Source organism: Dyella sp. (assembly GCF_035503745.1).
Lineage (GTDB): Bacteria > Pseudomonadota > Gammaproteobacteria > Xanthomonadales > Rhodanobacteraceae > Dyella_B.
In genome coordinates this window covers 215,445-239,609 of the sequence record NZ_DATJTC010000036.1, presented here as the reverse complement: position 1 = coordinate 239,609, position 24,165 = coordinate 215,445, and the positions used below count along the sequence as shown (strand labels likewise).

The following is a 24,165-nucleotide window of genomic DNA, read 5'->3' as shown; positions in this document are numbered from 1 at the left end:
TGTGTGGATGCGAAAAAAGCAGACGTTTCTATCCCCCGACCGGCTCATGCATGCCGGAAACTTTGCTACCGATGCCCCCTCATCGGCCTGGACCAACACGCGCCATGCGTGCCGTCGGGCGAAATCATCGTGCGAGCGCTGGTGTGAATGCCTTGTGCAGGCAGTGTCTATGATTCGGGCGAAAAACGTGACGAAAAGCGCAAAGCCGGAATGTGCGTCTTGCAAGGTGCCCGCGTTGGCACGATTTATTCCTCAGTCGCGCAAAACGCTCAATTGAAGCGTTCCCGGTGCGATCCGCAACACCGATCCCTGCTCGTACCAATCGCCGAGCACGATCCGCTCGGCCGTCTGGCCGTCCAAATCGAAGCGGTGAATGGCAGGCCGATGCGTGTGCCCATGGATGAGCCGGCCCACGCCAGCCTTGCGCATGGCCTGGGCCACCGCCTGGGCGTTGACGTCCATGATGGTTTCCTGGGTGGCGCCGGTATGTGCGCGGCTGTCCTTGCGCGCTTGCGCCGCGAGGGCGCGGCGGGCGTCGAGCGGCATGGCCAGCACCTGCGCTTTCCACTCGGGCGTGCGCACGTTGCGCCGCACCGCCTGGTAGGTCACATCGTCGGTGCACAGCACGTCGCCGTGCATAAGCAGGGTGGGAGTGCCGTACAGGTCATGCACGGTGCCGTCTTCGAGCAGGGTGAGGCCCGCGCGCTCGGCGAACGCATCGCCCAGCAGGAAATCGCGGTTGCCCGCCATGAAATACACCGGTACGCCCGCGTCGCGCACTGCGCGCGTGGCACGGGCGGTGCGGCGCGGAAGCTCGGCATCGTCGTCGTCGCCGATCCAGGCCTCGACCAGATCGCCCAGAATGTACAGGGCATCGGCACCGCGAACGTCGTCGCCCGCCAGATACTGTTCGAACAGCGAGGTGATCTGCGGGCGGCTGTCGTCCAGATGCAGGTCGGCGATGAACAGCGAACTCATGGAGTCTTGCGCTTGGCGCCGGCGGCCGGCGCCGCGACGGAAGCGGCCGGTGCAGGCGAGGCTTCGCCCACCACCTGGATGCCTTCGATCGTCACCAGGGGATTGGGTACGTCGGCGGCGAACGGGCCCAGCGCGCGCGTGGGCAGGTTGGCGATCTTGTCCACCACGTCCATGCCCTTGGTCACCTTGCCGAACACGGTGTAGCCCCAGGTCAGCCCGCTCTGGTTGCCGACATAGTCCAGGCGGCGGTCGTCGACGAGGTTGATGAAGAATTGCGACGTGCCCGAATTCGGATCCGCGCCGCGCGCCACGGCCACGGTGCCGCGCAGGTTGGACAGGCCGTTGTCCGCTTCGCTGGGCACCGGCGAATGGGTGCGGCGCGGCTGCAGATCCTTGGTGTAGAGACCGCCTTGCACCAGGTAGCCCGGAATGGCGCGGTGGAACACCGTGCCGGCGTAAAACCCTTCATGCACATAGCGCAGGAAGTTGGCCACGCTCTTGGGCGATTTGTCAGCGAAGAGTTCCAGCGTGATGTCGCCTTCGGAGGTGTGGATGATCACGCTGGGATTTTCGGCGGCTAGCGTGGCCGGCGGCGTTGCCGCGGGCTTGGCCGTTTGCGCAAGGGCAAGCGGGCAGACGAGCAGCAGGGCCAGCAGAAACGACGAAGCTCTCAGCAGGTGCTTGGGCATGACGATCGGACGCAGCGGAAATATCCGCGCATGATACGCGGCCGGACGCGGCTTTGGCTCACCTGGCCGGAATCGGCCTCAGGTTGTGGACAGCGCCAGCGCAAGTCCCAGCTCTGCCATGGGCGCGATTTCTTGCTCCAGGTCGGCTTCGGTCAGCGGATGCTGTTCCAGCCATGCGGCCGGCAGTCGCACGGTGAGGCGTTGCGCGGTGGCGGCCAGCTGTAGCTGCGGCAACGATTCGGCGCGCCGCGAGCGGCGAAACAGCACGGCCAGACGCAGGATCGCGGTGATGTGCTTGGCCAACTGGCGATAGCGCTGGGGCAGGGCGGAGAAGATCGTCTTGTCCGGCTTGCGGCGATGCGCCTGGATGATCGCGGCCAGCAGATGCTGTTCTTCCCGCGAGAAACCGGCCAGGTCGGCGTTGCGCAGGATGTACGCGCCGTGGTGGTGATACTGGCTGTGTGCGATCGCCAGGCCGATTTCGTGCACGCGCGCGGACCAGGACAGCCACTCGCGGGCCTCGACATCGAGCTTCCAGTGAGCGGCCACCTGGTCGAACAGCATCAGCGCGGTCGATTCCACGCGCCGCGCCTGGGCGCGGTCCACACCGTAGCGGTTGGCCAGCGCGTCGATGCTGGCCGTACGCGGATCGCTGCCGCCGGCGCGGCCGATCAGGTCCCATAGCAGGCCCTCGCGCATCGAGCTTTCGCATACCTGCAAGCGCTGGATGCCCAGTGCGGCGAAGGCGGCCTCGAAAATCACCACCGCTCCGGCGAACACCGGCGTGCGCTCTTCGCCCAGCCCCGGCAGCTTGAGCGTGCCGATCTGGCCCTGGTCGAGCATCGCATCGCGCAGCGCCGCGATCGACGCGGGCGTCACGCCGTGATCGGAGAGCTTCATGGCCTGCACGACCGAGCCGATGGCCTTGGCGCTGCCGGAGGAGCCGTAGGCGTCGGTCCAGCCTGCTTCGAGATATTCCTCGGAAAACTGCTGCAGCAGCACGCCGATCTCGCCGCGCGCGCGCTGCCAGCGCTTGCGCGTCAGCTTGCCGCCGGGAAAGAAGCGTTGCGTGGAGGCAATGCAGCCGACCTGCACGCTTTCGGTGTGCATCGGCGCCAGCCCGCGGCCGATGATGAATTCGGTACTGCCGCCGCCGATGTCGATCACCAGCCGCGGTTCGCGCGAGGTGGACAGGTCGTGCGCCACGCCCAGAAAGATCAGTCGCCCTTCCTCGCGCCCGGAGACCACGTCCACCGGATGTCCAAGCGCGGCTTCCGCCGCGCTTAAGAAGGCGTGCGGCGAAGCCAGCCGGCGCACGGTGTTGGTGGCCACGGCGCGCACGCGCACGGTGGGAATGCCGGCGATGCGCTGGCCGAATTTCGCCAGGCAGTTGAGCGCGCGTGCGCGGTGCTCGGCGTCCAGCGTGCCGTCGGCGCGAAGGCCCGCGGCCATGCGCACGGTTTCGCGCAGACGATCAATGACGCGCGGCTCACCGTGTTCCATGCGCGCCACCACCATGTGGAAGCTGTTAGAGCCGATGTCGACGGCGGCCATCAGTTCACCGTCCTTGATCTGCATCTGGTCGCCGAGACTCATGGGAACGCTCTGATCGGGGCTGGCACGGATTCTCGCATGTATCGCTCAGGCAGTAGGTCGCGCGATGGTCAGTTGGAGCTTGTCATGCTGCACAGCCGTTCCAGCAGTGTCTGCTGCGCGCTATGCGGCGTTTCATCGCCAGGCGTGGCGCGCGTGTAATGGCCGTTGCTGTCGAGCAGCCACGCCTGCGTGTTGTCCGCCAGGTAATTGGCCAGCGTTTCATCGTAGACGCGCGCGGCCAGCGTCGGATCGAGAATGGGAAAACCCACTTCGATGCGCCGCATCAGGTTGCGTTCCATCCAGTCGGCGCTGGCGCAGTAGATCTCCGGTTCGCCATCGTTGGCAAACCAGTACACGCGGCTGTGCTCGAGAAAGCGCCCGACGATGGAGCGCACGCGAATGCGCTCGGAAATGCCCGGCAGGCCCGGACGCAGCGCGCACGCGCCGCGCACGATCAGGTCGATCTCCACGCCCGCCTGCGCGGCCGCATAGAGTGCCTCGATCACATGGTATTCGTTGAGCGCATTGAGCTTGGCCACGATGCGCGCGGGACGGCCATTGCGCGCGTGTCCGGCTTCGCGCTCGATCTTCTCCAGCACGCTCTTGTAGAGCGTGAACGGCGAATGCAGCAGGCGCTTCAAGCTGATCATCGGCCCCAGCCCCGACAATTGCTGGAACACCTTGTGGATGTCCTCGCCGATTTCCGGATGCGCGGTCATCAGGCCGATGTCGGTGTAAAGGCGGCTGTTGGTCTGGTGGTAATTGCCGGTAGAAAGATGCACGTAGCGGCGCAGGTGGCCGTTTTCGCGCCGAACGATCAGCATCATCTTGGCATGCGTCTTGAAACCGACCACGCCGTACACCACTTGCACGCCCGCCTCCTGCAGGCGCGTGGCGAGGCGGATGTTGGCTTCCTCGTCGAAACGCGCGCGCAGTTCGATCACCACGGTGACGTCCTTGCCGTTGCGCGCGGCCTCCACCAGCAGATCCACCAGCGGAGTGTCCTTGCCGGCGCGATACAGCGTCTGCTTGATCGCCAGCACGTCCGGGTCCTGCACCGCTTCGCGCAACAGATCGACCACCGCGCCGAACGACTCATACGGATGGTGCAGCAAAATGTCGCGCTGGCTAAGCGTTTCGAACAGCTTGCGGCTATTGCCCAGCGCGCTGGGCAACGTCGGCACGAAACGCGGAAATTTCAGGGTGTGGCGGTCCAGTTCGTCATACACCAGGCCGGCGCGGATGATGTTCACCGGCCCGTCGCAGCGATAGACGTCGGTTTCCTCCAGCTCGAAGTTGCCGATCAGCATCGCCACGATCGATTGCGGACAGTCGCTGCCGATTTCCAGCCGCACCGGACGCGCGTAGCCGCGGCCGAGCAACTCCTCGCTGAGCGCCAGGGCGAGGTTGGCCACTTCCTCTTCTTCCACGATCAGTTCGCTGTTGCGGGTGACGCGGAACTGGTACGAGCCGGCTACCTTGAAGCCGGGGAACATCATGTCGACGAAGGCCTGCAGCAGTTCGGCCAGGAACACGTAGTTGTCGCCCTTGCCGGCCACTTCCTCCGGGATGCGGATGATGCGCGGCAGCGAGCGCGGCGCGCGCACCAGCGCCATGTGGCCCTCGTGGCCGAAGGCATCGCGCCCCTGCAGCACCACGGCGATGTTAAGCGTCTTGTTGAGGATGCGCGGAAACGGATGGGCCGGGTCGAGCCCGAGCGGCGAAAGCACCGGCAGCACTTCGTTCTCGAAATAGCCCTGCAGCCAACGCCGTTGCGCGCTGGTCCACTGCTTGCGCGTGAGGAAGTGGATGCCCTCGGCGGCGAGCGCCGGGCCCAGCTCGTGCTGCCAGGTGCTGTACTGCGCGCGCACCAGCTCCAGCACGCGTTCGCGGATGCGCGGCAGCAGTTCGCCCGAAGTGATGCCGTCCGGCCCGGGCGTGGCCGAGCCGAACTGATGGCGCTGCTTGAGCATGGCCACGCGCACCTCGAAGAATTCGTCGAGGTTGTTGGCCACGATGCTCAGAAAGCGCAGGCGTTCGAGCAGGGGCAGGCTGGTATCGCGCGCCTGGGCGAGCACGCGGAAGTTGAATTCGAGGGCCGCCAGCTCGCGATTGAGAAACAGCTCGGGCTGGGGCATTTCCTTGACGGCGGGTTGATTGGCTTGGCGGCGTGGCATCCGCCCATTCTTACTCATCAGGCACGCTTGCGCCTATCGGTTGCCGCATTTGGCTCAGTGGCCGTCAAGGCTCTTGCTGTCGTGCACTTCGGGCGTCAGCAGGCGCTCGCGGCCGAAGCAGCAGGTGAAGGTGGATCCCTGGCCGGGCACGCTGGAGATATCCAGGCGCGCCTGGTGCAGCCCCAGCACATGCTTGACGATGGACAGCCCAAGGCCGGTGCCGCCGCTGTCGCGCGAACGGCTGGAGGAGACGCGGTAGAAGCGCTCGGTGAGCCGCGAGAGGTGATCGGCCGGAATGCCGTAGCCGGTGTCGACCACCGAGTAATTGGCACCCTCGGGGGTGCGCTCCCAGCGGATGATGATGCGCCCGCCGGTAGGCGTGTAGCGTACGGCGTTGCTGACCAGGTTGGACAGCGCGCTATGTAGATCCTTGGGCGAGCCGAGCAGGTCCAGTTCGGCGGTCGACTCCACGCTGATGCTGTGGCGCCCCTGGCTCAACGCTTCGGCCTCCTTGCGCAGCGTAGCCAGCAGCGGCGCCATCGGCACACGCTCGTCGGTCACGTGGTCCTGCGTTTCCAGGCGCGAGAGCATCAGCAGATCTTCCACGATCTGCCCCATGCGCTTTGATTGCGCGCGCATTTCGCCCAGCACCGGCGCCAGATGCGGCACGTCTTCGGGGTCCAGCAGTTCGAGATAGCCGTGGATCACGGTCAGCGGCGTACGCAATTCGTGCGAAACGTTGGCGACGAAATCGCGGCGAATCTGCTCCAGGCGCGACATGTGGCTGATATCGCGCGCCAGCAGCAGCCGCTGGCGCTGGCCGAACGGCAGCAGCGTCACATTGATGTGGCGGCTGGGCTGGCCGGGTGCGCTGACGTCGTTCAAGGACTCCGGCGAGGCTTCTTCCAGCCAGCCGGCGAGTTCGGAATTGTGCAGCTTTTCGCGCAGCACTACGCCGCGATCCTGCGGGCGGCGCAGGCCAAGCAGATTTTCCGCGGCATGGTTGAACCAGCGCACGTGCTGATCCTGGTCGAGCAGCACGATCGCGTCCGGCAAATTGCCAGCGGCGCGGCGCAGATCATGCAGGTTGGCGGCGAGGCGTCGGGATCGCATCATGAATCGGTCGTGCCGGGGTTGATCGGGGTCGTTCGCGGGGGGGCGGGGCGATGAGCTCATCATGGGCTGAGCAATGTGACGCAAGTGCGTCAGCAGGAAGACAATCTCCACTATGGCGGCCAGCGCCACGCCGGTGGCGACATGACCGGCGGCGAACCAGCCGGCCAGGGCGCCCGCAGCCAATCCGCCGGTCAGCGCCATCGGAAGTTTCCAGGCGCGTTCGACCGGACGGTTCATGGCAAGCCGCGCGTCAGGGGCTGGCCGAGAATCGATAGCCCGCACCGCGCACCGTCTGCACCATGTCTTCCAGCTTCCAGGGTTCGAGCGTTTTGCGCAGGCGGCGGATATGCACGTCCACGGTGCGTTCTTCCACGTACACGCTGCCGCCCCACACATGGTCGAGCAGCTGCGCGCGGGAATAGACGCGTTCGGGATGGGTCATGAAGAAGTACAGCAGGCGATACTCGGTGGGGCCGATCGGCACCGGCTCGTCGCCGGCGAACACGCGGTGCGCCGGGCCGTCGATACGCAGGCGGCCAAGCTCGACCATGCCCGAGCCATCGTCGCCCTGGCTGCGGCGCAGCACGGCCTTGATGCGGGCGATCAGCTCGCGCGTGGAGAAGGGTTTGACGACATAGTCGTCCACGCCCGCTTCCAGGCCGTTGACGCGGTCCATTTCCTCCCCGCGCGCGGTGAGCATGATGATGGGCACTTCGCGGCTGAGTTCTTCCTTGCGCAGCCGGCGCGCAAGGTCCAGCCCGCTGGTGCCGGGAAGCATCCAGTCCAGCAGGATCAGGTCCGGGACCTGCTCGGCGATGGACATCTGCGCCGTGCGTGCATCGGCGGCCTGGGCGGTGTCCATACCGGCCTTGCGCAGGGCGAAGGCGACCATGTCGCGGATGGAGGCTTCGTCTTCGACGATAAGGATGCGTTTGTGCACGCGGAGTCCGTTTGGGGTGGCCTATGACGCAAATATTGCAGCGGTGCAATGTTACGCGCCAATGACACGGCGTGAAAACCGTGTCGCAAAGCCCGTTACGTGGCGTATTTCAGGGCTGGCCGTTGCCCAGCCCGAAACAAAACCGGCCGGCACAGGCCGCGTTGGAGCCCAGCTGCTGAGGGCTCTGGCTGGTGCCGTCGGGGTTGTCGTCGGTGGAAATGCGCCGTTTGCGCAGCTCCAGCACCAGTGGGGTCAGCTCGGAAATATGGGCCTGGATGCGGGCGCGGGCGTAGTAGTCCAGGTCCTGGCGCTTGAGCAGGGCCTTGAGCTGTTCCATGGCGTCGAACGGGCGCCCGGACAGGTAGCTGGCCTGGGCATAGGCCTCGCCGGCGCGGACGGTGTCGCCGGCTTTTTCGCTCGCCTTGGCGTAGGCGGTGAAGATGTCCGGCTCGTCGGTATTCTCCAGCATCGGCCGCAGCATGTCCGCGGCCTGGGCTGCCTGCGCGGGACTGCCGCCCTGGGTCAGGGCATTGGCGTAGGCCAGGCCGATGGCGTTGTTGCGTGGCGACTGCGTGTTCAATGCGGCGTAGATGTCCAGCGCCGCGCTGCGTTGGCCGGCCTGCAGGCGCGCATCGGCCATGGCCAGCCGCAGGATCAGGTTGTCCGGATATTTGGCCAGCACCGGCTGCAATTGTTCGATGGCCTTGGCGCCCTGGCCGCTGCGGGTCAGCGCCAGCGCGTAGCCGTAGCGGTTTTCGGGGGTGTCGTAGCCGGGCTTGTGGCCGATCAGCGAGCCGTAATAGGTGCTCATGCGATAAGCGTCGCCCGATAGCACGCGCACGCGCTCGCGCATCAGCAGATAGGTGCTGGGGGAAGGGCCGCCGTGTGCGGCGAGCAGCTTGGTGGGGTCCTTCACATAGGCGATCGGCGCGGTTTTATCCGCCCAGGTGGCCTTGTCCAGCAGATTGCCGCTGGGCCGGTCCTTTTCTTCGGCGATCAGCGCCACGGCGCGCGCTTTCGCATCGCTGATGCGCTCGGCGGTAACCGGGTGGTCCTGCAGCAGCGACGGCACGGCGATGCCGCCGGAGTCGGCACTCATCACGTCTTCCATGCGCTGGAAGAATTCCGCCATCGCATTGGGATCGAAACCCGCTTTGGCCAGCGTCATGATGCCGGTGCGGTCCGCCTCCGCTTCGTCCTTGCGGGTGAAGTTGATTTCCTTCTGCATCAGCGCACCCTGGCCGCCCAGCAGGGCGGCGGCGGCGGCCTGACCGCCCGAGGCGCCACCGGCGGCGATCGCGCCCAGGGCCACCAGCGCCATCAGGGGGGTGTCTTTCTTGGCCTCTTCGTAGGCGCGCTGCAAGTGATTCTGGGTGATGTGGCCGATTTCGTGCGCCATGACCGCGGCCAGCTCGTCTTCGGTGCGCGTGATGACGATCAGCCCGGAGTCGATGCCGATATAGCCGCCGGGCGCGGAAAACGCATTGATGACCGGGTCCTTGGCGATGAAGAAGGCGAAGTGATCCTTCGGCTTGGCCGAGTTGGCGACCAGGCGGAAGCCCAGGTTGTTGATGTAGTCGTCCAGCAGCGGGTCGTTGACGGTCATGTCCAGCGCGCGCATCTGCTGCAGCATCATGGCGCCGTAATCCTGCGCTTCCTGCGGCGAAATCAGCGCGTTGGCCGAGCTGCCCAGGTCCGGCAGGCGCACGTCGTCGGGCCTGTCCTGAGCCCCGGCAGCCAGGGTCAGGCCGCCCATGGCCAGCGCGGTCAGCAAGCGTTTACGTAGATGTCGTGGTGCCATGGTCATAGATGAACGACAATACACGTGAGACCTTTCGGATGGGTTGCAGTTCAGTACCAAACGGCTTGCTTTTGAAGGTCGCCACCGCCATTTTCGGCGCAAGGAATTCCGGAGTTTTTTTTGCGATGCCCAAGATCGAAGTTTATTCCACCGCGCAATGCCCTTACTGCGTGGCCGCCAAGAACCTGCTCAAGGCCAAGGGCCTTGCATGGGAGGAGGTGCGCGTGGATACCGATCCGGCCAAGCGCGAAACCATGCTCGCGCGCAGCGGCGGCCGCCGCACCGTGCCGCAGATCTTCATCAACGATCAGCTGGTGGGCGGCTACGACGACCTGGTGGCCGCCGATCGCAGCGGCAAGCTGGCGCAACTGCTGGGAGAGGCCGCATGAGCGATGAAAAGGATCGTGTCGCCCAATTCACGGCCTTTCGCCACCGCATGAACGAACGCATCCTGGCCGAGGACAATCAGGTCGTGCGGCGCTTCTTCGCGCTCGATACGCAAACCTACAAGGCCGGCGTGCTGGACGTAAAAACCAAGGAGATGCTGGGCCTGGTGGCATCCATGGTGCTGCGTTGCGACGACTGCGTCAGCTATCACGTGGCGCAGTGCAAGGATGCCGGCGTCACGCGAGAGGAATTCTTCGAGGTGTTCAGCGTCGGGTTGGTGGTGGGCGGTTCGATCGTCATTCCGCACCTGCGCCGCGCGGTGGATTTCCTTGATCGGCTGGAAGCGGGCGACGCGGTGGCCGGCGGCGAAAGCTGCCAGGATCACGGTTGATCTGTTTTGCGCCCTCTCCCCGTCGGGCAGAGGGTTGGGGTGAGGCGGCCGTCTTGCACCGGGTTTTGATCTAAGCCCGGCACCTCCCTGTGTCCTCTGCGCGTGCCCGGAGTGGGCGGAAGTAACGCCCTGGGCACCTTGCCTGTTCGAGCCTATGCAACGCTCCATGCGAGGATTTGCAACGTCTCAAAACCCCTTCGGACTATTCGCCGACACGCGCATCGGCGATAATTGAGCGGATTTCAGCCGGCGCCGCTTCCCCTCGCGCCGCATATCTGCTTCATTCCAAGGAGTTCCCCCATGAGCAAGACCATCGCGGTGATCCCGGGCGACGGTATCGGCCCGGAGATCATGTCCGCCACGCTGCACGTGCTCGATGCACTGGATTGCGGCCTGAGCTACGACACCGTCGAAGCCGGCATGATTGCGCTGGAAAAGCACGGCGACCTGCTGCCCAAGGCTACGCTCGACGTCATCGCCAAGCACAAGGTGGCGCTGAAGGGGCCCCTGACCACGCCGGTGGGCGGCGGTTTCACCTCGATCAACGTCACGCTGCGCCGCCACTTCGACCTGTACGCGAACGTGCGTCCGGCGATCAGTTTCCCGGGCACCAAGGCGCGCTACGAGAACATCGACATCATCACCGTGCGCGAGAACACCGAAGGCGCCTACCTTGCCGAAGGCCAGACGATTTCCGACGATGGTGAAGTCGCCACCTCGATGATCCGCAACACCCGCAAGGGCAGCGCGCGCATCGTGCGTTATGCGTTCGAGATGGCGGTAAAGAAGGGCCGCAAGAAAGTCACCGCGGTGCATAAGGCCAATATCATCAAGACCGCGTCGGGCCTGTTCCTCAACGTGGCGCGCGAGATCGCCAAGGAATACCCGCAGATCGAATTCAACGAAATGATCGTGGACAATGCCTGCATGCAGCTGGTGATGCGTCCGGAGCAGTTCGATGTGATCGTCACCACCAATCTGTTCGGCGACATCCTGTCTGATCTTTGCGCCGGCCTGGTCGGCGGTTTGGGCCTGGCGCCCGGCGACAACATCGGCGAGCACGCGGCGATCTTCGAGGCGGTGCACGGCTCTGCGCCGGACATCGCCGGCAAGGGCATTGCCAATCCGTGCGCGCTGTTGCTGGCGGCGTCGGACATGCTCGATCACTTGGGCATGGTGGACAAGGGCAACACGCTGCGCCAGGCGATCCGCGACACCATGGCGAACGACCGCGACCATGTCACGCCGGACCTCGGCGGCAAGGGTTCCACGCAAAGTTTTGGCGAGGCGATCGCCCGGCGCGTGAAGGCCTGATCGGCAGGATGCGCAAACAAGGGAAAAGGCCGCCCCAAGGCGGTCTTTTCTTTGGCCTCAAGCGACCTTGCGGCTGGTCGGCTGGAAATGGCCTGGCTCCATCCTCGAAGGAATCGCAATGCGGTTCCAGCTGTTGATCATGATCACCAGCATGTTGAGGTCCATCAGGTCGCGCTCGTTGAATTGGCTGCGCACTTGTTCATACACATCGTCCGGCACGCCGTGCACCGGATCGAGCCGCGTCACGGCTTCGCACCAGGCCAACGCCGCGCGTTCGCGCGCACTGTAGAACGGCGCTTCGCGCCAGGCTTGCAGCACATACAGGCGCTGCTCGGTTTCGCCCTCGGCGCGGGCTTCCTTGCTGTGCATGTCGATGCAGTAGGCGCAACCGTTGAGCTGCGAGGCGCGCAGCATGATCAGGTGGGTAAGGCTTTTCTCCAGGCCGGAACGATCGATGTGCGCCTTCATTGCAAACAGCGGCTTGAGGGCTTCAGGCTGGTCTTGATACGAAAAACGGGCTGACATGGGGGTTTCCTCGGCCATAGGCGGCCCGGATGGGCCGTTCAATGCAAGGACGTGCCGGCCGGCGAATTCGTGACAGCTGCCAGGCGCGCCAGTTTGGCGGGGTTGCGCAGCACCTGCATCGAGACGATCTGACTGTCGTCGCACTCGATCCAGATCGCGGTGACCAGCTTGCCGTCGGCCCAGGTCAGCAAGGCCGGTTCGCCGTTCAGCATGCGCAGCGCTCGCTCGATCCGATGCCCCTGTTCGTGTTGGGCGATTTGCAGGTACAGCCGCGCAATGCGTTCGGCGCCGTGCAGCGGACGCAGCGTCGCGGTGACCACGCCGCCGCCGTCGGCGACGTGCACCGCATCGGCGGCGAGCAAAGCGTGCAGGTTCTGCGCGGTGGGGTGTTCCAGCGCGGCGGCAAAGCGTTCAAGCAGCTGGCGCTGGGTCGTCGTGTCGCTGTGAAAGCGCGGGCGATCCTGCCGCAGCCGCTGCCGGGCGCGATGCACGCGCTGGCGGCAACTTTCTTCGGTGATGCCCAGCATCGCGGCGGTTTCGGCGTGGCTGTAGTCGAACACTTCGTTCAACAGGAACGCGGCGCGCTCCTCGGCGCTGAGCCGTTCGAGCAGCAGCAGGAAGGATACGGTAAGCGTTTGGGCGCGCTCGGCTTCGGCCTCAGGTTGTTCGCCGCTTTCGATCAGCGGTTCGGGCAGCCAGGGGCCGGTGTAGCGTTCGCGCTCGACCTTGGCATGGCGCAGGCGGTCCAGCGCCAGACGGGTGGTGACCGTGACCAGCCACGCTTGCGGGTCGTCCAGCGCGTTTTTGTCCTGGGCGTGCCAGCGTAGCCATGCATCGTGCAGCACGTCTTCGGCATCGGCGGGGGTGCCTAGCATGCGATAGGCCAGCCCAAGCAGGCGCGAGCGATGTTGCTGGAAAAAGCGGGTGTCGCGGTCCATGGCGGATCTCCGATGGCTACGAACCAGGACGTGCCACACCCTTAAAACGTGACGGTTTCAGCGCACGAACGGCCACGGGGCGAGAAACACCAGCCAGATGAAGATCAGCATGCCGATGTATTTCACTGTCCGGAACAGCCTGGGGTACTTGCGCTTGAACGCCCGGTTGCGGTCGCGGTTGCGCTGGTTGAGCGCGAACATGCGATTGACGAAGCCGGTTTTTTCTTCCGGCGACTCGGTGTTGGGCGAGGCGGTGATCTTGCCCATGAATGCGCCGACACGATGGTTGATGGCGTTCATGACGCGCGTGCGCAACGGGCGCTCGACGTCGGCGAACAGGATCACGCGGGTCTGGTCGGTCTTGTTTTCGACCCAGTGCACGTAGGTTTCGTCAAAGACCACGTCTTTGCCGTCGCCCCAGGCATGCTCCTCGCCGTCGACGAAAATGCGGCAGTCGCGCGAGTTGGGCGTGATCAGGCCCAGGTGATAACGCAAGGATCCGGCGAACGGATCGCGGTGCGGATTGAGCTTGCTGTTGGGCGCCAGCGTGGCGAACATCGCGGCCTTGACGCTGGGGATGGATTTGAGCAGCGCCACGGTTTGCGGGCAAAGCGCCTCGGCCGACGCGAGCGGCTCGCCGTACCATTTCAGGTAAAAGCGCTTCCAGCCCTGCTTGAAGAAGCTGTTGAAGCTGGCGTCGTTGTTGTTCTGCGCGGCGCGTATGTGGCCTTCGTCGAACAGCTGCAGCGCTTCTTCGCGGATGGTTTGCCAATTCGCTTGCAGCAGATCCAGTTGCGGGAAGCCGCGGCGATCGAGGATCGGTCGTGCCGGCACCGCGGAAAATGCGTACATCAACAGGTTGTACGGCGCGAAGATGGCCGAGTGATCGACCAGTTGGCGATCAAAGCGCAACCGCGCGCGACCGCGCAGATGCACCAGCAGCACGCACAGTACGAAGGTCAGCAGCACGTAGAGGACGATAAAGCGAGGGCTGAGGAAATCCATCGTGAGAAGCGGTTCGGGTAGCGCCAGGTAGAAGGCTGGAATAAGTGGCCGGATGGCCGCAAGCCAAGGATTTTACAGCTATTGCAACGCTCAGTGGCGCAGCACGTGGACCGCGCCGCCGCCGGGGCGGTAGGCCTGCTTGAGTGCGCGATGCACGTAGGCGCTGGCTCGTCGCACGGCCTGGCGAGCGGAAAGACCGCTGGCGAGGCCCGCGGCGATCGCCGACGCCAGGGTGCAGCCGGTGCCGTGGCCTTCGCGCGGGAGACGGGCATGGCGGATTTCCAGTAGGCCGCGCGCGTCAAAAAAGCGGTCCACGACATCGTCGCCGGCCGCATGGCCGCCCTTCAGCAAAACCGCCTGGGCGCCCAGGGCGCGCAAGGTCTCGCCCGCCTTGATCATCTGGCTGGCATTGCGCAATGTGCGGCCGGTCAGCGCTTGGGCTTCGGGCAGGTTGGGCGTCAGCACGTCGGCCAGCGGGATCAATTCGTTGACCATCGCATCGAGGGCGTCTTCGTCAAGCAGGCGCGAGCCGCTGGTAGAGATCATCACCGGATCGACCACCAGCCACGCCGGTTTGCGCTTGCGCAGCTCGCGCGCGACCAGGCGCACGGTGGCGGCATTGCCGAGCATGCCGGTTTTTACCGCGGCGACAGGGAAGTCATCGAACAGCGCGTGGAGCTGGCTGCGGATGTGCGCGAGCGGGACGGGGTGCACCGCGGTGACGCCGCGGGTGTTCTGCGAGGTGATCGCGGCGATGACGGAAAGTCCATGCACGCCGTATGCATGGAAGGTTTTGAGGTCCGCCTGGATGCCCGCGCCACCGCCGGAGTCGGATCCGGCGATGGTGAGCGCAATGGGTGGTGATAAGGGTGGCCGCACGCTCTTGGCTCGTCATTCCGGCACAGGCCGGGATCCAGTTGGGTAAACCAGCGCGTAGCGCTCAAATTGACTAGCTTCGCTGTTGAAAGGCGCTTGGACCTGCACCGGAATGACGAGCCCAAAGCGACGAGCCAAAGGCTACATCGCCTCCGACGCAAAATCCGCCAGCCGCGAACGCTCGCCACGCCGCAGCGTGATGTGCGCCGAATGCGCCCAATGCTTGAAGCGGTCCACCGCGTAGGTGAGGCCCGACGTTGTCTCGGTGAGGTAAGGCGTGTCGATCTGCTCCACGTTGCCCAGGCATACGATCTTGGTGCCAGGGCCGGCACGCGTGATCAGCGTCTTCATCTGCTTGGGCGTGAGGTTCTGCGCTTCGTCGATGATCAGGTAGCGCGAAAGGAAGGTGCGCCCGCGCATGAAGTTGAGCGAGCGGATCTTGATGCGCGACGCCAACAGGTCATTGGTCGCCTGGCGGCCCCAACTGCCGCCTTCTTCCGGATTGGCGAGCACTTCGAGGTTGTCGGTGAGCGCGCCCATCCATGGCGTCATCTTTTCTTCTTCGGTGCCGGGCAGGAAGCCGATGTCTTCGCCCACCGACACGGTCGCGCGCGTCATGATGATTTCGCGGTAGCGTTGCTGGTCCATCACCTGGGCCAGTCCCGCGGCGAGCGCCAGCAGCGTCTTGCCGGTGCCGGCGGTGCCTAGCAGGGTGACGAAGTCGACGTCGGGGTCCATCAATACGTTGAGTGCGAAGTTCTGTTCGCGATTGCGCGCGGCGATGCCCCACACGCTGTGGTTGCTGTGGCTGTGATCGTCGAGCAGTACCAGCGTGGCATGTTGTTCGTCCACGTGCAGTACACGCAGTTCGACGCTGTTTTCGCCGGGCAGGAACAGGCACTGGTTGGGATGCCAGTCTTCGTCCTCGTGGCGATCGACCTTGTAGAAGGTACGGCCGCGCTCGTTCCACGACTGCACTTCGGCATGCTTGTCCCAGAAGTCTTCCGGCAGTTCGGTGGAGCCGGTATAGAGCAGGGCGAAGTCGTCCAGCGCGCGGTCGTTTTCGTAGTCTTCCGCATCGATGCCGTAAATCTTGGCCTTGATGCGCAGGTTGATGTCCTTGGTGACCAGGATCACCGCGCGATCGGGACTCTGGTCGCGCAGTTCGATCACCGCGGAGAGGATCTGGTTATCCGCCTTGCCGTGGCCGTTGCTGGTGCGCTGCTGAAAGTACAGGCGACCCACGCCCGCACCGCGGCGGAGCTTGACGCCCTCGGGGCTGCTCAGTTCCAGTCCGTTGCTGATGCCGTGGCCGTTGCCGCGTTCGATCAGCTCGTTGAGGAAACGGCTGACCTGGCGGCCGTTGCGCGAAACTTCCGACGCGCCTTTTTTCTTTTCGTCCAGTTCCTCCAGCACCGTCATCGGGATAAACACGTCGTGTTCCTCAAAGCGGAACAGCGAGGTGGGGTCATGCAATAGCACGTTGGTATCGAGAGCGTAGATGCGCTTGCTTCCGGTCATGCGGAAGGAACCTCGCGAGGCTGGAGGTGGAGGGGATGTGGCACGTTGGCGAAGGCGTGTGACGTAGAACAGATCACCGTGTTGGGATGGCGTCCAGCACCGCCTGGGCATGGCCGGGTACTTTTACGCCCCGCCATTCCGCGGCGAGCTTGCCGTCGGGGTCGATCAGAAAGGTACTGCGTACCACGCCCATGTGACGTTTCCCGTACAGCACCTTTTCATGGATCACGTCGAAGGCGTTGCACCAGGTTTCGTCGGCGTCGGACAGCAGCGGGAAGGGCAGTTCCTGCTTGGCTGCGAAGTTGGCGTGGGATTTGACCGAATCGCGCGAAACGCCGACGATTTCGGCATGCCGCTTGCGGAAGGCGGGGTACAGATCGCGAAAATCTTTCGCCTCGCTGGTACAGCCGGGGGTGCTGTCCTTGGGGTAGAAATAGACCACTACCCATTGGCCCTTCAATGCATCGAGTTTCAGTGTGCTGCCATCGCCGGTGACGCCGTGCAGCTTGGGGACTTTCTTGCCTAGGTCGGGCATGTGTTCTCCGGAAGCCTGACTGAAGTTCTGCGCTTGCTGGAGCGCAGACTAGCGCGTGTCGGGCTTCGGAAAACAGGCTTGTCAGATCATCCCAGGCGGAGCATTCTCAGGAATGCGCTGGCCCCTTTTTCGCGGGCGTCGCCAGCTCTGCCTGGTTGCAGGTCACAGGGGCGTCGGCGAGGGCCGGCCGGCTGTCTGTTGAGCCGATGGATCGAAGGGATGCGGACCGGCAGGGCCGGCCCGAAGGGTGATGTCCAGAAGGCGCGCATGCTGCGCCGCGCGTCTTGAAAAGACGTCCAGTCTTTGCTGTGCTGCGGACCTTCTGGACATCATGCCACCCACGAAAAATGGGCCGGCGCATCCTTAAAACTTCACCGGATCCATGATGGCGTCCAGATTCAGGCCGTCGCAGAACTCCAGGAAATCGTCGCGCAAGGCGGCGATGTGCAGCTTGTCCGGTACCCCGATGGTGAACTGCGCCTGGAACATCGCCGCGCCCGTCTGCATGGCCTGGTAGCGCATCGAACTGAGCTGCTCCACGCTGATGTCGTGGCGGCTGAAGAAATCCACGATCTTCACCAGGATGCCGGGACGGTCGGAGGACACCACTTCCACCAGATACGGCAGCAGGTGCGTGCTGGGTTCGCGCGGGCTGGTACGGTAGTGCGTCAGGCGCAGCTCTTCTTCGCGCGCCAGTTTGGTCAGTGCCGTCTCGAGCTTGGCCACCGCATCCCAGGCGCCGGTGGCGAGCAGGGTGAGAGAGGTGTCGGTGCCGATGGTCGATACGCGCGCGTCGGAGAGGTTGCACCCGGCATCGGCGATGCGCCTGGCCAGCGCGAGCAGGGGCGTGCGCGCCGCCGGCGTCAGCGTCTGGATCAGCAGTTGGTGATCGTTGCTGGACCGCGCGGAAAAAGGGTTCGTGGACATGGACGGTGCGACCCCGCGTCGTGCGGGATGACGACGAGCGAACCCCCAGCTTACTTGCCCGTCCCGCGGGGCCGCAAGTAACATGCTGGGCTTGGTTTTGTGCGGATTGCGCCATGAACATTCGCGGAAGCATCTGCGCGCTGGTTACCCCGTTCTCCCCGGACGGGGCGCTCGACCTGGCGGCCTTCGGCCGTTTGCTCGATTTCCAGATCGCAGGTGGCACCCAGGCTGTGGTCGTTGCCGGCTCCACCGGCGAGGCCCACATGCTCGAACATACTGAATACGATCAGTTGCTGTCCTTTGCGGTCGAGCACGTGGCCGGCCGCATCCCGGTGATCGCCGGCACCGGCGAGGCGGGTACGGCCAAGACCGTGGCCGCGACCCGGCGCGCGCGTGAACGGGGCGCCGACGCGGCGCTGGTGGTCGCACCTTATTACGTGCGGCCGACGCAGGAAGGCCTGCGCCGCCACTTCACCGAAGTGGCCGAGCATGGGGGGCTGCCCATACTGCTTTACAACGTGCCCTCCCGCACCGGCTGCGACATCGCGCCCGAAACCACCGCCGTGCTGCGCGATCATCCGGCCATCATCGGCATCAAGGAAGCGCGCGGCGATGCCGAGCGCATCGGGCGCAGCGCGGAACTTGTGCGCTCGGATTTCGTCTATCTGTCCGGCGACGACGGCAGCGCGGCCCAGGCCATGCTGGCGGGGGCCGCCGGCACCGTCTCGGTGGTGGCCAATCTCGTCCCCAGGGCTTTCCGGGCGCTGTGCGATGCGGCCACCGCGGGCGACCGCGCCGCGGCCTTGCATTGCCACGCCGCGCTCGATCCGTTGGTGCAGGCGCTCAACTGCGCTCCCAACCCGATCGCGGTGAAGGCGGGGCTGCCGGACCTGGGGCTGGGATCGGCCATGCCGCGGCTGCCGTTGGTGGAACTGGAACACGGCCCGGCGCGCGAGCAGTTGCGCAAGGCCTTGGCGACTCTGGCATCCTTGGCGGACGCCGCCTGACCGGCTGGTCGCTGTCTCGACACAAACTACGGAACATTACGGAACCTCACTACATGAAGAAATCGTCCCTCGCCGTTGCCCTGCCGGCCCTGGCTCTCACTGGCCTGCTGCTTTCGGGCTGCGGCATGTTCCGTTCCGAACGTGCCTGGCAGAACGCCAAGCAGGAATCGCCGCTGGAAATCCCCCCGGGCATGGATACGCCCTCGGCGAGCGCGGCGCTGGTGATTCCGCCCCCGGGCAGCAACCAGCCCTCGCCCAACGGCGCCACGGCGCGTGTGGGCAACGTAGCGGGCACCATTACCGACGGTTTCATCCTGGCCGACAGTGTGGATGAGACCTACCGCCGCGTCGGCGAGGCGCTGAGCAACGGCGAAATCGGCTCCCTGCAGTCTCACGACGACGTTGCGCACACCTACAGCCTGAGCGTGATGGCGTCTGACCAACCGGCTGAGAGGCCCGGCTTCTTCTCTCGCCTGCTGGGCAAGGGCGGCAGTTCGAGTAGCACGGGCGTGGCACCGCGCCCGGTGCTGGTCACCGTCAACTCCAGCGGTCAGGGCTCGAGCGAAGTACGCGCACAGGGCGAAGCCGCCGCGGTGGCGAAGGTGGTCGACAGCCTGAAGTCGCGCCTGGGCGGCAAGGGCTGAGCGTTCGCCTGGCCCTGGCGATCCTGAACACGGAAGCCTGAATACGAAAGCGCCGCCCAGGGGCGGCGCTTTCGTTTGCATGATCGATGGATGCCTGCGCTCAGCGCTCCAGCAGCTTGAGCTTGTCAGGCTTGTTTTCCCATTCCTTGGCATCGGGCAGGGCATCCTTGCGCACGGTGATCACCGGCCAGGACTTGGACAGCTCCTTGTTAAGCGCGGTGAACTGCTCCTGGCCGGCGGGCACGTCGTCCTCGGGATAGATGGCGTTGATCGGGCACTCGGGCTCGCACAGGGTGCAGTCGATGCACTCGTCGGGATTGATCGCCAGGAAGTTGGGGCCTTCGTGGAAGGCGTCGACGGGACAGACCTCGACGCAATCGGTGTATTTGCATTTGATGCAGTTGTCGGTGACGACGAAGGTCATGCTGCCGTGTGCCTGCTTGGGATCGGAAAACCGATCATAAGGGATGGTGGCGCTCCCAACGAGGTTCGAACTCGTGTTCCCGCCTTGAGAGGGCGGTGTCCTAGACCGCTAGACGATGGGAGCGGATTGCTGCGAGGCGCGGTAGTATAGCTGAATTGTTCCGCCCGGCAACGCGGGCGGACGGCGGCCCGGATGGGCCGGAACGCCTTCAGGACGATGCTTGCGGCCATCGAAAATCCGGCCACGGCACTGTGGTGTTTTCGGCTGTGCCACCGGTAGTTGAATGCTCCAAAGGACTTCAATCGCTTGAATCCAAAAGCCAGCCCTGGTCACGCGCTAAGCATCATTCCGCGCGAGCAGCACACGATTTCGCGCAAGAACATCAGCAAGGCGGCTTTGCGCGTGCTCTATCGCCTCAACGAAGCCGGGTACGACGCGTACCTGGTGGGCGGTGCGGTGCGCGATCTTCTGCTGGGCGGCCACCCCAAGGATTTCGACGTGGCGACCAACGCCACCCCCGACGAGGTCAAGAAGCTGTTCCGCAACTGCCGCCTGATCGGCCGCCGTTTCCGCCTGGCCCATGTGGTCTACGGCAACGAAATCATCGAGGTGGCCACCTTCCGCGGCACCAGCGACGAAGAGGGCGACCGCCATGTGGTGGATGGCCGCATCGTGCGCGACAACGTGTGGGGCTCCATCGAGGAGGACGCGCTGCGCCGCGACTTCCGCGTCAACGCGATGTACTACGACATCAGTGACTTCTCCGTGCGCGATTACGTAGGCGGCATGCAGGATCTGCACAACCGCGTGCTGCATCTGATCGGCGATCCGGCCACGCGCTACCGCGAAGACCCCGTGCGCATGCTGCGCGCCGCGCGCTTGGCGGCCAAATTGAATTTCCGCATCGATCCCAAGGCCGCCGCGCCGTTTGCCGAACTTGGGCCTCTGCTGAGCGGAGTGGCGCCCGCGCGCCTGTTCGATGAATCGCTCAAGCTGTTCCTCACCGGGCATGGCTTGAAAAGTTTCCAGATGCTTGAGGGTTGCGGACTGCTCAAATTCATGTTCCCGGCCACGGCGCGCGCGATTCGGCGCGGCGACCGCGCGCTGTGCATGCTGATCGAGCAGGGCCTGGAAAATACCGACGCGCGCATTTCCGAAGGCAAGTCGGTCACCCCCGCGTTCCTGTTCGCCGTGCTGCTGTGGGGCGAGGTGCGCGATCTGGCGCATACCTGGATGTCGCACGGCAAGGACGGCAACGACGCCTGGTCGCGCGCGGCCGCGCACGTGGTGAGCGAGCAGTGCCAGCGCGTGGCCATCCCACGGCGTTTCACCATCGCGATGGAGGAAATCTGGGCGCTGCAGCCGCGCTTCGAACAGATCCAGCGCAAAAAAGTGTTCCGCCTGCTGGCGCATCCGCGCTTCCGTGCCGCGTTCGATTTCCTGCTGTTGCGCGGTGCCGAATCGCAGGCGATGGAGGAACTGGGACGGTGGTGGGCGCATGCCCAGCAACTGCCGCATGAAACGCTCGCCGCCGCGTTGCCGGCGCAGCATGTGGGCGGGGATGTCGATACCGGTGTCCCGGCACCGGCGCGCAAGCGCAGGCGACGCCGCAAACCCGCCGGAAAATCCGGGGCTTCTTGATGCGCGCGTACGTTGCGCTGGGCAGCAACCTCGGCGATTCGCGACAGCAGTTGCTTGACGCCACCGCGGCCTTGGCAAACCTGCCGCACACCCGCGTGCTGGCGCGTTCGCGTTTCTACCGCACGCCGCCATGGGGTGTGCGCGATCAGCCGGATTTCCTCAATGCGGTGGTGGCGCTTGAAACGCCGCTGCCGCCGCACGCGCTGCTCCAGGCCTTGCTGGAAATCGAACGCGTCGCCGGGCGTCAACGCGGCGGCTTGCGCTGGGGGCCGCGCACGCTCGATCTGGACCTGCTGCACGTGGATGGGTACGCGATCAGCGACGAAACACTGACCTTGCCGCATCCGCACATCGCACAGCGGGCATTCGTGTTGTTGCCGCTGCGCGACGTGGCTCCGGAGCTTGAAATCCCCGGGCAAGGGCGGGTGGATGCGCTGTTGCGGAGTGTCGATACGCAAGGCTGCGAAGCCGTCGCTTGAGCCTTTGCCACTCCGCGCCGGATAATTGTTCGCCGCAGCATTGAAGGAAACGCCGTGTACGTGGAAAACGCCAGCGCTCCCGCCCGCAAGCCGGTCACCGTGCCGGGTCTGCATGCCATGAAGGCGCAAGGGCGCAAGATCGTCATGCTCACGGCCTATGACGCCAGCTTCGCCGCCCACGTCGAACAGGCCGGGGTCGATATCGCGCTGGTCGGCGATTCGCTGGGCATGGTCGTCCAGGGCCACCGCAGCACCTTGCCGGTAACGCTCGACCAGATGGTCTATCACACCACGGCCGTGGCGCGTGGCGTATCGGCCAGCTTGCTGGTCGCGGACATGCCCTTCATGGCCGATCGCGACGTGTCCTACGCACTGGAGGCGGGTGCGCGCCTGGTCGGCGAGGGCGGTGCCGCGATGGTGAAAATCGAAGGTGCCGCAGCGCATATCCTCGAATCGATCCACGCGCTGACCGAACGCGCGATACCGGTGTGCGCGCACCTGGGGTTGACGCCGCAATCGGTGCACAAGTTCGGTGGCTTCAAGATCCAGGGCCGTGCCCAGGATGCGGCCGACCGGGTGGTCAGCGAAGCCTTGGCCGTGCAGCAGGCCGGTGCCGATCTGCTGGTACTGGAGGGTGTGCCTGCGGCGCTGGGCGAACGGGTGACCAAGTCCCTGCATATCCCGGTGATCGGCATCGGTGCCGGCCCGCATTGCGACGGGCAGGTGCTGGTGATCTATGACATGCTGGGCATCACGCCCGGCAAGCGTCCGAAGTTCAGCAAGGATTTTCTCGCCGGACGCAACTCGGTGGGCGAGGCGATCGAAGCTTACGTCGCCGATGTGCGCAGTGGCGCTTTCCCGGCCGCCGAACACGGTTTCAACTAGAGCAAACGTTCATGCAAACGGTGCAAGACGCAGCCGGGCTGCGGGCCACGATCCGCGGCTGGCGCTCACAAGGGCAGACGGTCGGTTTCGTGCCGACCATGGGCAACCTTCACGCGGGCCACTACGCGTTGGTCAAGCTGGCGCGCGCACGCGCCGATCGCGTGGTGGCGAGCGTATTCGTCAATCCCACGCAATTTGGGCCCAACGAGGATTTCGAGCGCTATCCGCGCACCCTGGTGCAGGATCAGTCCGGGCTGGCCGAAGCCGGCTGCGATCTGCTGTTTACGCCGGACGTGGCGACCATTTACCCCTTCGGGGCGGCCAACAGCGTAAGTGTGCGTGTGCCGGAGATTACCGACACGCTGGAGGGCGCCCATCGCCCCGGCCATTTCGACGGCGTCGCCACGGTAGTGTGCAAGCTGTTCAACCTGGTGCAGCCGGATATCGCGATATTCGGACAGAAAGATTTCCAGCAGCTGAAAGTGATCGAGCGCATGGTGCGCGACCTGTCCCTGCCGGTGAAGGTGATGAGCGCGCCCACCCAGCGCGCGGACGACGGCCTGGCGCTCAGTTCCCGCAACCAGTACCTCTCCGCCCAGCAGCGCGCGGAATCGACGATGATTTACCAGACCCTGCAACAGATGCGCGAGCTGATCATCAAGGGCCACGCGCGCAAGGTGGTGGAGCAGGCGGCCGCCTCGCGGCTGGAGCGGGCCGGTTTCGCCCCCGATTACGCCGCGATCCGCCGTGCCGAGGATCTCTCCGAGCCCGCCGACGGCGACACCGAGGGCCTGGTGGCCCTGATCGCCGCCCGGCTGGGCAGCACCCGCCTGATCGACAACTTGCTATTGGACTGAGCCGGCCCCACCTTGCCGCCCGGGAGCCGATCCCGGGACCGATGTTGCGACGCAACGGCGGCAGTTCGATAATACGCAGCTATGCAGGCAGTTCCTGCTGGAATTGAAGTCATGCACCTCAACATGCTGAAGGCGAAGATCCACCGTGCAACCGTGACCCACGCGGAGTTGCATTACGAAGGCTCGATCGCCATCGACGGCTTGCTGCTCGATGCGTCGGGCATTCGCGAGTACGAACAGATCCACGCGTGGAACATCAACAACGGCAAGCGCTTCGTCACCTACGCGCTGCGCGCCGAGGAAGGCTCCGGCATCATCTCGGTGAACGGCAGCGCCGCGCATCGCGCGCAGCCGGGCGACCTGATCATCATTGCCGCGTTCGTGCACCTGGAAGAAGCCGAGGTGGCGAAGTTCCAGCCCACGCTGGTATACGTCGCCGAAGGCAATCGCATCAGCCACACCAACCGCTCGATTCCCAAGCAGATGGCAGCCGCCTGAGGCCTTGTTCCCTC

25 protein-coding genes and 1 tRNA gene are annotated in these 24,165 nt (G+C 65.0%); 10 read left to right on the top strand and 16 right to left on the bottom strand.

Translation table 11 applies throughout. The features are described 5' to 3' along the window. Positions 1–252: 252 nt before the first annotated feature. From lpxH to VME63_RS14890, 7 genes are all read right to left on the bottom strand, one after another. A complete protein-coding gene (gene lpxH / locus VME63_RS14920) occupies positions 253–978 on the bottom strand; it encodes a UDP-2,3-diacylglucosamine diphosphatase (RefSeq protein ID WP_325434132.1) in 726 nt (241 codons plus the stop codon). After that, complete coding sequence (locus VME63_RS14915; protein ID WP_325434131.1) at positions 975–1,667, bottom strand: peptidylprolyl isomerase; 693 nt, start codon at positions 1,665–1,667, stop codon at positions 975–977. The genes lpxH and VME63_RS14915 overlap by 4 nt, the downstream gene beginning before the upstream one ends. A 78-nt stretch (positions 1,668–1,745) precedes the next feature. After that, entirely contained in the window at positions 1,746–3,263 is a 1,518-nt protein-coding gene (locus tag VME63_RS14910) for a Ppx/GppA phosphatase family protein (protein ID WP_325434130.1), read from the bottom strand. A 68-nt stretch (positions 3,264–3,331) separates the two neighbouring features. Then, positions 3,332–5,440, bottom strand: a complete 2,109-nt coding sequence (gene ppk1 / locus VME63_RS14905) for a polyphosphate kinase 1 (RefSeq protein WP_325434129.1) — start codon at positions 5,438–5,440, stop codon at positions 3,332–3,334. A 54-nt stretch (positions 5,441–5,494) separates the two neighbouring features. Continuing rightward, complete coding sequence (gene phoR / locus VME63_RS14900) at positions 5,495–6,793, bottom strand: phosphate regulon sensor histidine kinase PhoR (RefSeq protein ID WP_414648272.1); 1,299 nt, start codon at positions 6,791–6,793, stop codon at positions 5,495–5,497. Between the two features lie 13 nt (positions 6,794–6,806). Continuing rightward, the gene (gene phoB, locus VME63_RS14895; RefSeq protein WP_115476890.1) at positions 6,807–7,496 is read right to left on the bottom strand and encodes a phosphate regulon transcriptional regulator PhoB; all 690 of its coding nucleotides are present in this window, start codon (positions 7,494–7,496) and stop codon (positions 6,807–6,809) included. Between the two features lie 109 nt (positions 7,497–7,605). Further along, the gene (locus VME63_RS14890; RefSeq protein ID WP_325434128.1) at positions 7,606–9,297 is read right to left on the bottom strand and encodes a M48 family metalloprotease; all 1,692 of its coding nucleotides are present in this window, start codon (positions 9,295–9,297) and stop codon (positions 7,606–7,608) included. A 125-nt stretch (positions 9,298–9,422) separates the two neighbouring features. On the opposite strand from VME63_RS14890, the gene grxC reads away from it, so the two are divergent. The 3 genes from grxC to VME63_RS14875 all read left to right on the top strand — a co-directional run bounded on the left by grxC (position 9,423) and on the right by VME63_RS14875 (position 11,389). Continuing rightward, positions 9,423–9,686: a glutaredoxin 3 gene (grxC, locus tag VME63_RS14885; protein WP_325434127.1), complete on the top strand. Its 264-nt coding sequence runs from the start codon at positions 9,423–9,425 to the stop codon at positions 9,684–9,686. Next, entirely contained in the window at positions 9,683–10,075 is a 393-nt protein-coding gene (locus VME63_RS14880; protein WP_325434126.1) for a carboxymuconolactone decarboxylase family protein, read from the top strand. Before grxC ends, VME63_RS14880 begins: the two co-directional genes overlap by 4 nt. A 300-nt stretch (positions 10,076–10,375) precedes the next feature. Further along, positions 10,376–11,389: an isocitrate dehydrogenase gene (locus tag VME63_RS14875; protein ID WP_325434125.1), complete on the top strand. Its 1,014-nt coding sequence runs from the start codon at positions 10,376–10,378 to the stop codon at positions 11,387–11,389. Between the two features lie 57 nt (positions 11,390–11,446). Here VME63_RS14875 and VME63_RS14870 read toward each other — a convergent pair whose 3' ends face one another. The 7 genes from VME63_RS14870 to VME63_RS14840 all read right to left on the bottom strand — a co-directional run bounded on the left by VME63_RS14870 (position 11,447) and on the right by VME63_RS14840 (position 17,716). Continuing rightward, entirely contained in the window at positions 11,447–11,914 is a 468-nt protein-coding gene (locus tag VME63_RS14870) for a carboxymuconolactone decarboxylase family protein (RefSeq protein WP_325434124.1), read from the bottom strand. Between the two features lie 38 nt (positions 11,915–11,952). Then, complete coding sequence (gene sigJ / locus VME63_RS14865; RefSeq protein ID WP_325434123.1) at positions 11,953–12,852, bottom strand: RNA polymerase sigma factor SigJ; 900 nt, start codon at positions 12,850–12,852, stop codon at positions 11,953–11,955. A gap of 57 nt (positions 12,853–12,909) precedes the next feature. Further along, the gene (locus VME63_RS14860) at positions 12,910–13,857 is read right to left on the bottom strand and encodes an aspartyl/asparaginyl beta-hydroxylase domain-containing protein (protein ID WP_325434122.1); all 948 of its coding nucleotides are present in this window, start codon (positions 13,855–13,857) and stop codon (positions 12,910–12,912) included. Between the two features lie 90 nt (positions 13,858–13,947). Further along, positions 13,948–14,736, bottom strand: coding sequence for a bifunctional hydroxymethylpyrimidine kinase/phosphomethylpyrimidine kinase (thiD, locus tag VME63_RS14855; protein ID WP_325434121.1), 789 nt, complete (start codon positions 14,734–14,736; stop codon positions 13,948–13,950). Positions 14,737–14,874: 138 nt separating this feature from the next. Continuing rightward, positions 14,875–16,254 carry a PhoH family protein gene (locus VME63_RS14850; RefSeq protein WP_325434120.1) on the bottom strand — a complete coding sequence of 460 codons (1,380 nt, stop codon included), beginning with the start codon at positions 16,252–16,254 and terminating at the stop codon, positions 14,875–14,877. A gap of 73 nt (positions 16,255–16,327) precedes the next feature. Continuing rightward, positions 16,328–16,789, bottom strand: coding sequence for a peroxiredoxin (locus tag VME63_RS14845; protein ID WP_325434119.1), 462 nt, complete (start codon positions 16,787–16,789; stop codon positions 16,328–16,330). 363 nt (positions 16,790–17,152) lie between these two features. Continuing rightward, on the bottom strand, positions 17,153–17,716 hold the full coding sequence (locus tag VME63_RS14840) for a glycine cleavage system protein R (protein WP_325434118.1): 564 nt from the start codon (positions 17,714–17,716) through the stop codon (positions 17,153–17,155). A 113-nt stretch (positions 17,717–17,829) separates the two neighbouring features. On the opposite strand from VME63_RS14840, the gene dapA reads away from it, so the two are divergent. Together dapA and VME63_RS14830 are read left to right on the top strand one after the other, a co-directional pair. Next, the gene (gene dapA, locus VME63_RS14835) at positions 17,830–18,723 is read left to right on the top strand and encodes a 4-hydroxy-tetrahydrodipicolinate synthase (protein ID WP_325434117.1); all 894 of its coding nucleotides are present in this window, start codon (positions 17,830–17,832) and stop codon (positions 18,721–18,723) included. 53 nt (positions 18,724–18,776) lie between these two features. Further along, the gene (locus VME63_RS14830) at positions 18,777–19,367 is read left to right on the top strand and encodes a hypothetical protein (protein WP_325434116.1); all 591 of its coding nucleotides are present in this window, start codon (positions 18,777–18,779) and stop codon (positions 19,365–19,367) included. Between the two features lie 100 nt (positions 19,368–19,467). Here VME63_RS14830 and fdxA read toward each other — a convergent pair whose 3' ends face one another. Then, the gene (fdxA, locus tag VME63_RS14825; protein ID WP_325434115.1) at positions 19,468–19,791 is read right to left on the bottom strand and encodes a ferredoxin FdxA; all 324 of its coding nucleotides are present in this window, start codon (positions 19,789–19,791) and stop codon (positions 19,468–19,470) included. A gap of 47 nt (positions 19,792–19,838) precedes the next feature. Next, positions 19,839–19,914 (bottom strand) — tRNA-Glu (locus tag VME63_RS14820). A gap of 183 nt (positions 19,915–20,097) precedes the next feature. Here VME63_RS14820 and pcnB point away from each other — a divergent pair. The 5 genes from pcnB (at position 20,098) to panD (ending at position 24,151) form a co-directional block, all read left to right on the top strand. Further along, a complete protein-coding gene (gene pcnB, locus VME63_RS14815) occupies positions 20,098–21,432 on the top strand; it encodes a polynucleotide adenylyltransferase PcnB (protein ID WP_325434114.1) in 1,335 nt (444 codons plus the stop codon). Further along, positions 21,429–21,911, top strand: coding sequence for a 2-amino-4-hydroxy-6-hydroxymethyldihydropteridine diphosphokinase (gene folK / locus VME63_RS14810; protein ID WP_325434113.1), 483 nt, complete (start codon positions 21,429–21,431; stop codon positions 21,909–21,911). Before pcnB ends, folK begins: the two co-directional genes overlap by 4 nt. 54 nt (positions 21,912–21,965) lie before the next feature. After that, positions 21,966–22,796, top strand: a complete 831-nt coding sequence (gene panB, locus VME63_RS14805) for a 3-methyl-2-oxobutanoate hydroxymethyltransferase (protein WP_325434112.1) — start codon at positions 21,966–21,968, stop codon at positions 22,794–22,796. Between the two features lie 11 nt (positions 22,797–22,807). Further along, a complete protein-coding gene (gene panC / locus VME63_RS14800; protein WP_325434111.1) occupies positions 22,808–23,653 on the top strand; it encodes a pantoate--beta-alanine ligase in 846 nt (281 codons plus the stop codon). 111 nt (positions 23,654–23,764) lie between these two features. Further along, complete coding sequence (panD, locus tag VME63_RS14795; protein ID WP_325434110.1) at positions 23,765–24,151, top strand: aspartate 1-decarboxylase; 387 nt, start codon at positions 23,765–23,767, stop codon at positions 24,149–24,151. The last annotated feature ends 14 nt before the right edge of the window (positions 24,152–24,165 follow it).

Bases quoted from the DNA above. Each gene is read 5' to 3' on its own strand.
- fdxA (WP_325434115.1), bottom strand. From the start codon at position 19,791: ATGACCTTCGTCGTCACCGACAACTGCATCAAATGCAAATACACCGAT.
- VME63_RS14910 (WP_325434130.1), bottom strand. From the start codon at position 3,263: ATGAGTCTCGGCGACCAGATGCAGATCAAGGACGGTGAACTGATGGCC.
- VME63_RS14870 (WP_325434124.1), bottom strand. From the start codon at position 11,914: ATGTCAGCCCGTTTTTCGTATCAAGACCAGCCTGAAGCCCTCAAGCCG.
- VME63_RS14850 (WP_325434120.1), bottom strand. From the start codon at position 16,254: ATGACCGGAAGCAAGCGCATCTACGCTCTCGATACCAACGTGCTATTG.
- panC (WP_325434111.1), top strand. From the start codon at position 22,808: ATGCAAACGGTGCAAGACGCAGCCGGGCTGCGGGCCACGATCCGCGGC.
- VME63_RS14890 (WP_325434128.1), bottom strand. From the start codon at position 9,297: ATGGCACCACGACATCTACGTAAACGCTTGCTGACCGCGCTGGCCATG.
- VME63_RS14845 (WP_325434119.1), bottom strand. From the start codon at position 16,789: ATGCCCGACCTAGGCAAGAAAGTCCCCAAGCTGCACGGCGTCACCGGC.
- VME63_RS14840 (WP_325434118.1), bottom strand. From the start codon at position 17,716: ATGTCCACGAACCCTTTTTCCGCGCGGTCCAGCAACGATCACCAACTG.
- VME63_RS14880 (WP_325434126.1), top strand. From the start codon at position 9,683: ATGAGCGATGAAAAGGATCGTGTCGCCCAATTCACGGCCTTTCGCCAC.
- ppk1 (WP_325434129.1), bottom strand. From the start codon at position 5,440: ATGCCACGCCGCCAAGCCAATCAACCCGCCGTCAAGGAAATGCCCCAG.
- VME63_RS14830 (WP_325434116.1), top strand. From the start codon at position 18,777: ATGAAGAAATCGTCCCTCGCCGTTGCCCTGCCGGCCCTGGCTCTCACT.
- panD (WP_325434110.1), top strand. From the start codon at position 23,765: ATGCACCTCAACATGCTGAAGGCGAAGATCCACCGTGCAACCGTGACC.
- dapA (WP_325434117.1), top strand. From the start codon at position 17,830: ATGAACATTCGCGGAAGCATCTGCGCGCTGGTTACCCCGTTCTCCCCG.
- VME63_RS14875 (WP_325434125.1), top strand. From the start codon at position 10,376: ATGAGCAAGACCATCGCGGTGATCCCGGGCGACGGTATCGGCCCGGAG.
- phoR (WP_414648272.1), bottom strand. From the start codon at position 6,793: ATGAACCGTCCGGTCGAACGCGCCTGGAAACTTCCGATGGCGCTGACC.
- sigJ (WP_325434123.1), bottom strand. From the start codon at position 12,852: ATGGACCGCGACACCCGCTTTTTCCAGCAACATCGCTCGCGCCTGCTT.
- lpxH (WP_325434132.1), bottom strand. From the start codon at position 978: ATGAGTTCGCTGTTCATCGCCGACCTGCATCTGGACGACAGCCGCCCG.
- VME63_RS14915 (WP_325434131.1), bottom strand. From the start codon at position 1,667: ATGCCCAAGCACCTGCTGAGAGCTTCGTCGTTTCTGCTGGCCCTGCTG.
- VME63_RS14860 (WP_325434122.1), bottom strand. From the start codon at position 13,857: ATGGATTTCCTCAGCCCTCGCTTTATCGTCCTCTACGTGCTGCTGACC.
- grxC (WP_325434127.1), top strand. From the start codon at position 9,423: ATGCCCAAGATCGAAGTTTATTCCACCGCGCAATGCCCTTACTGCGTG.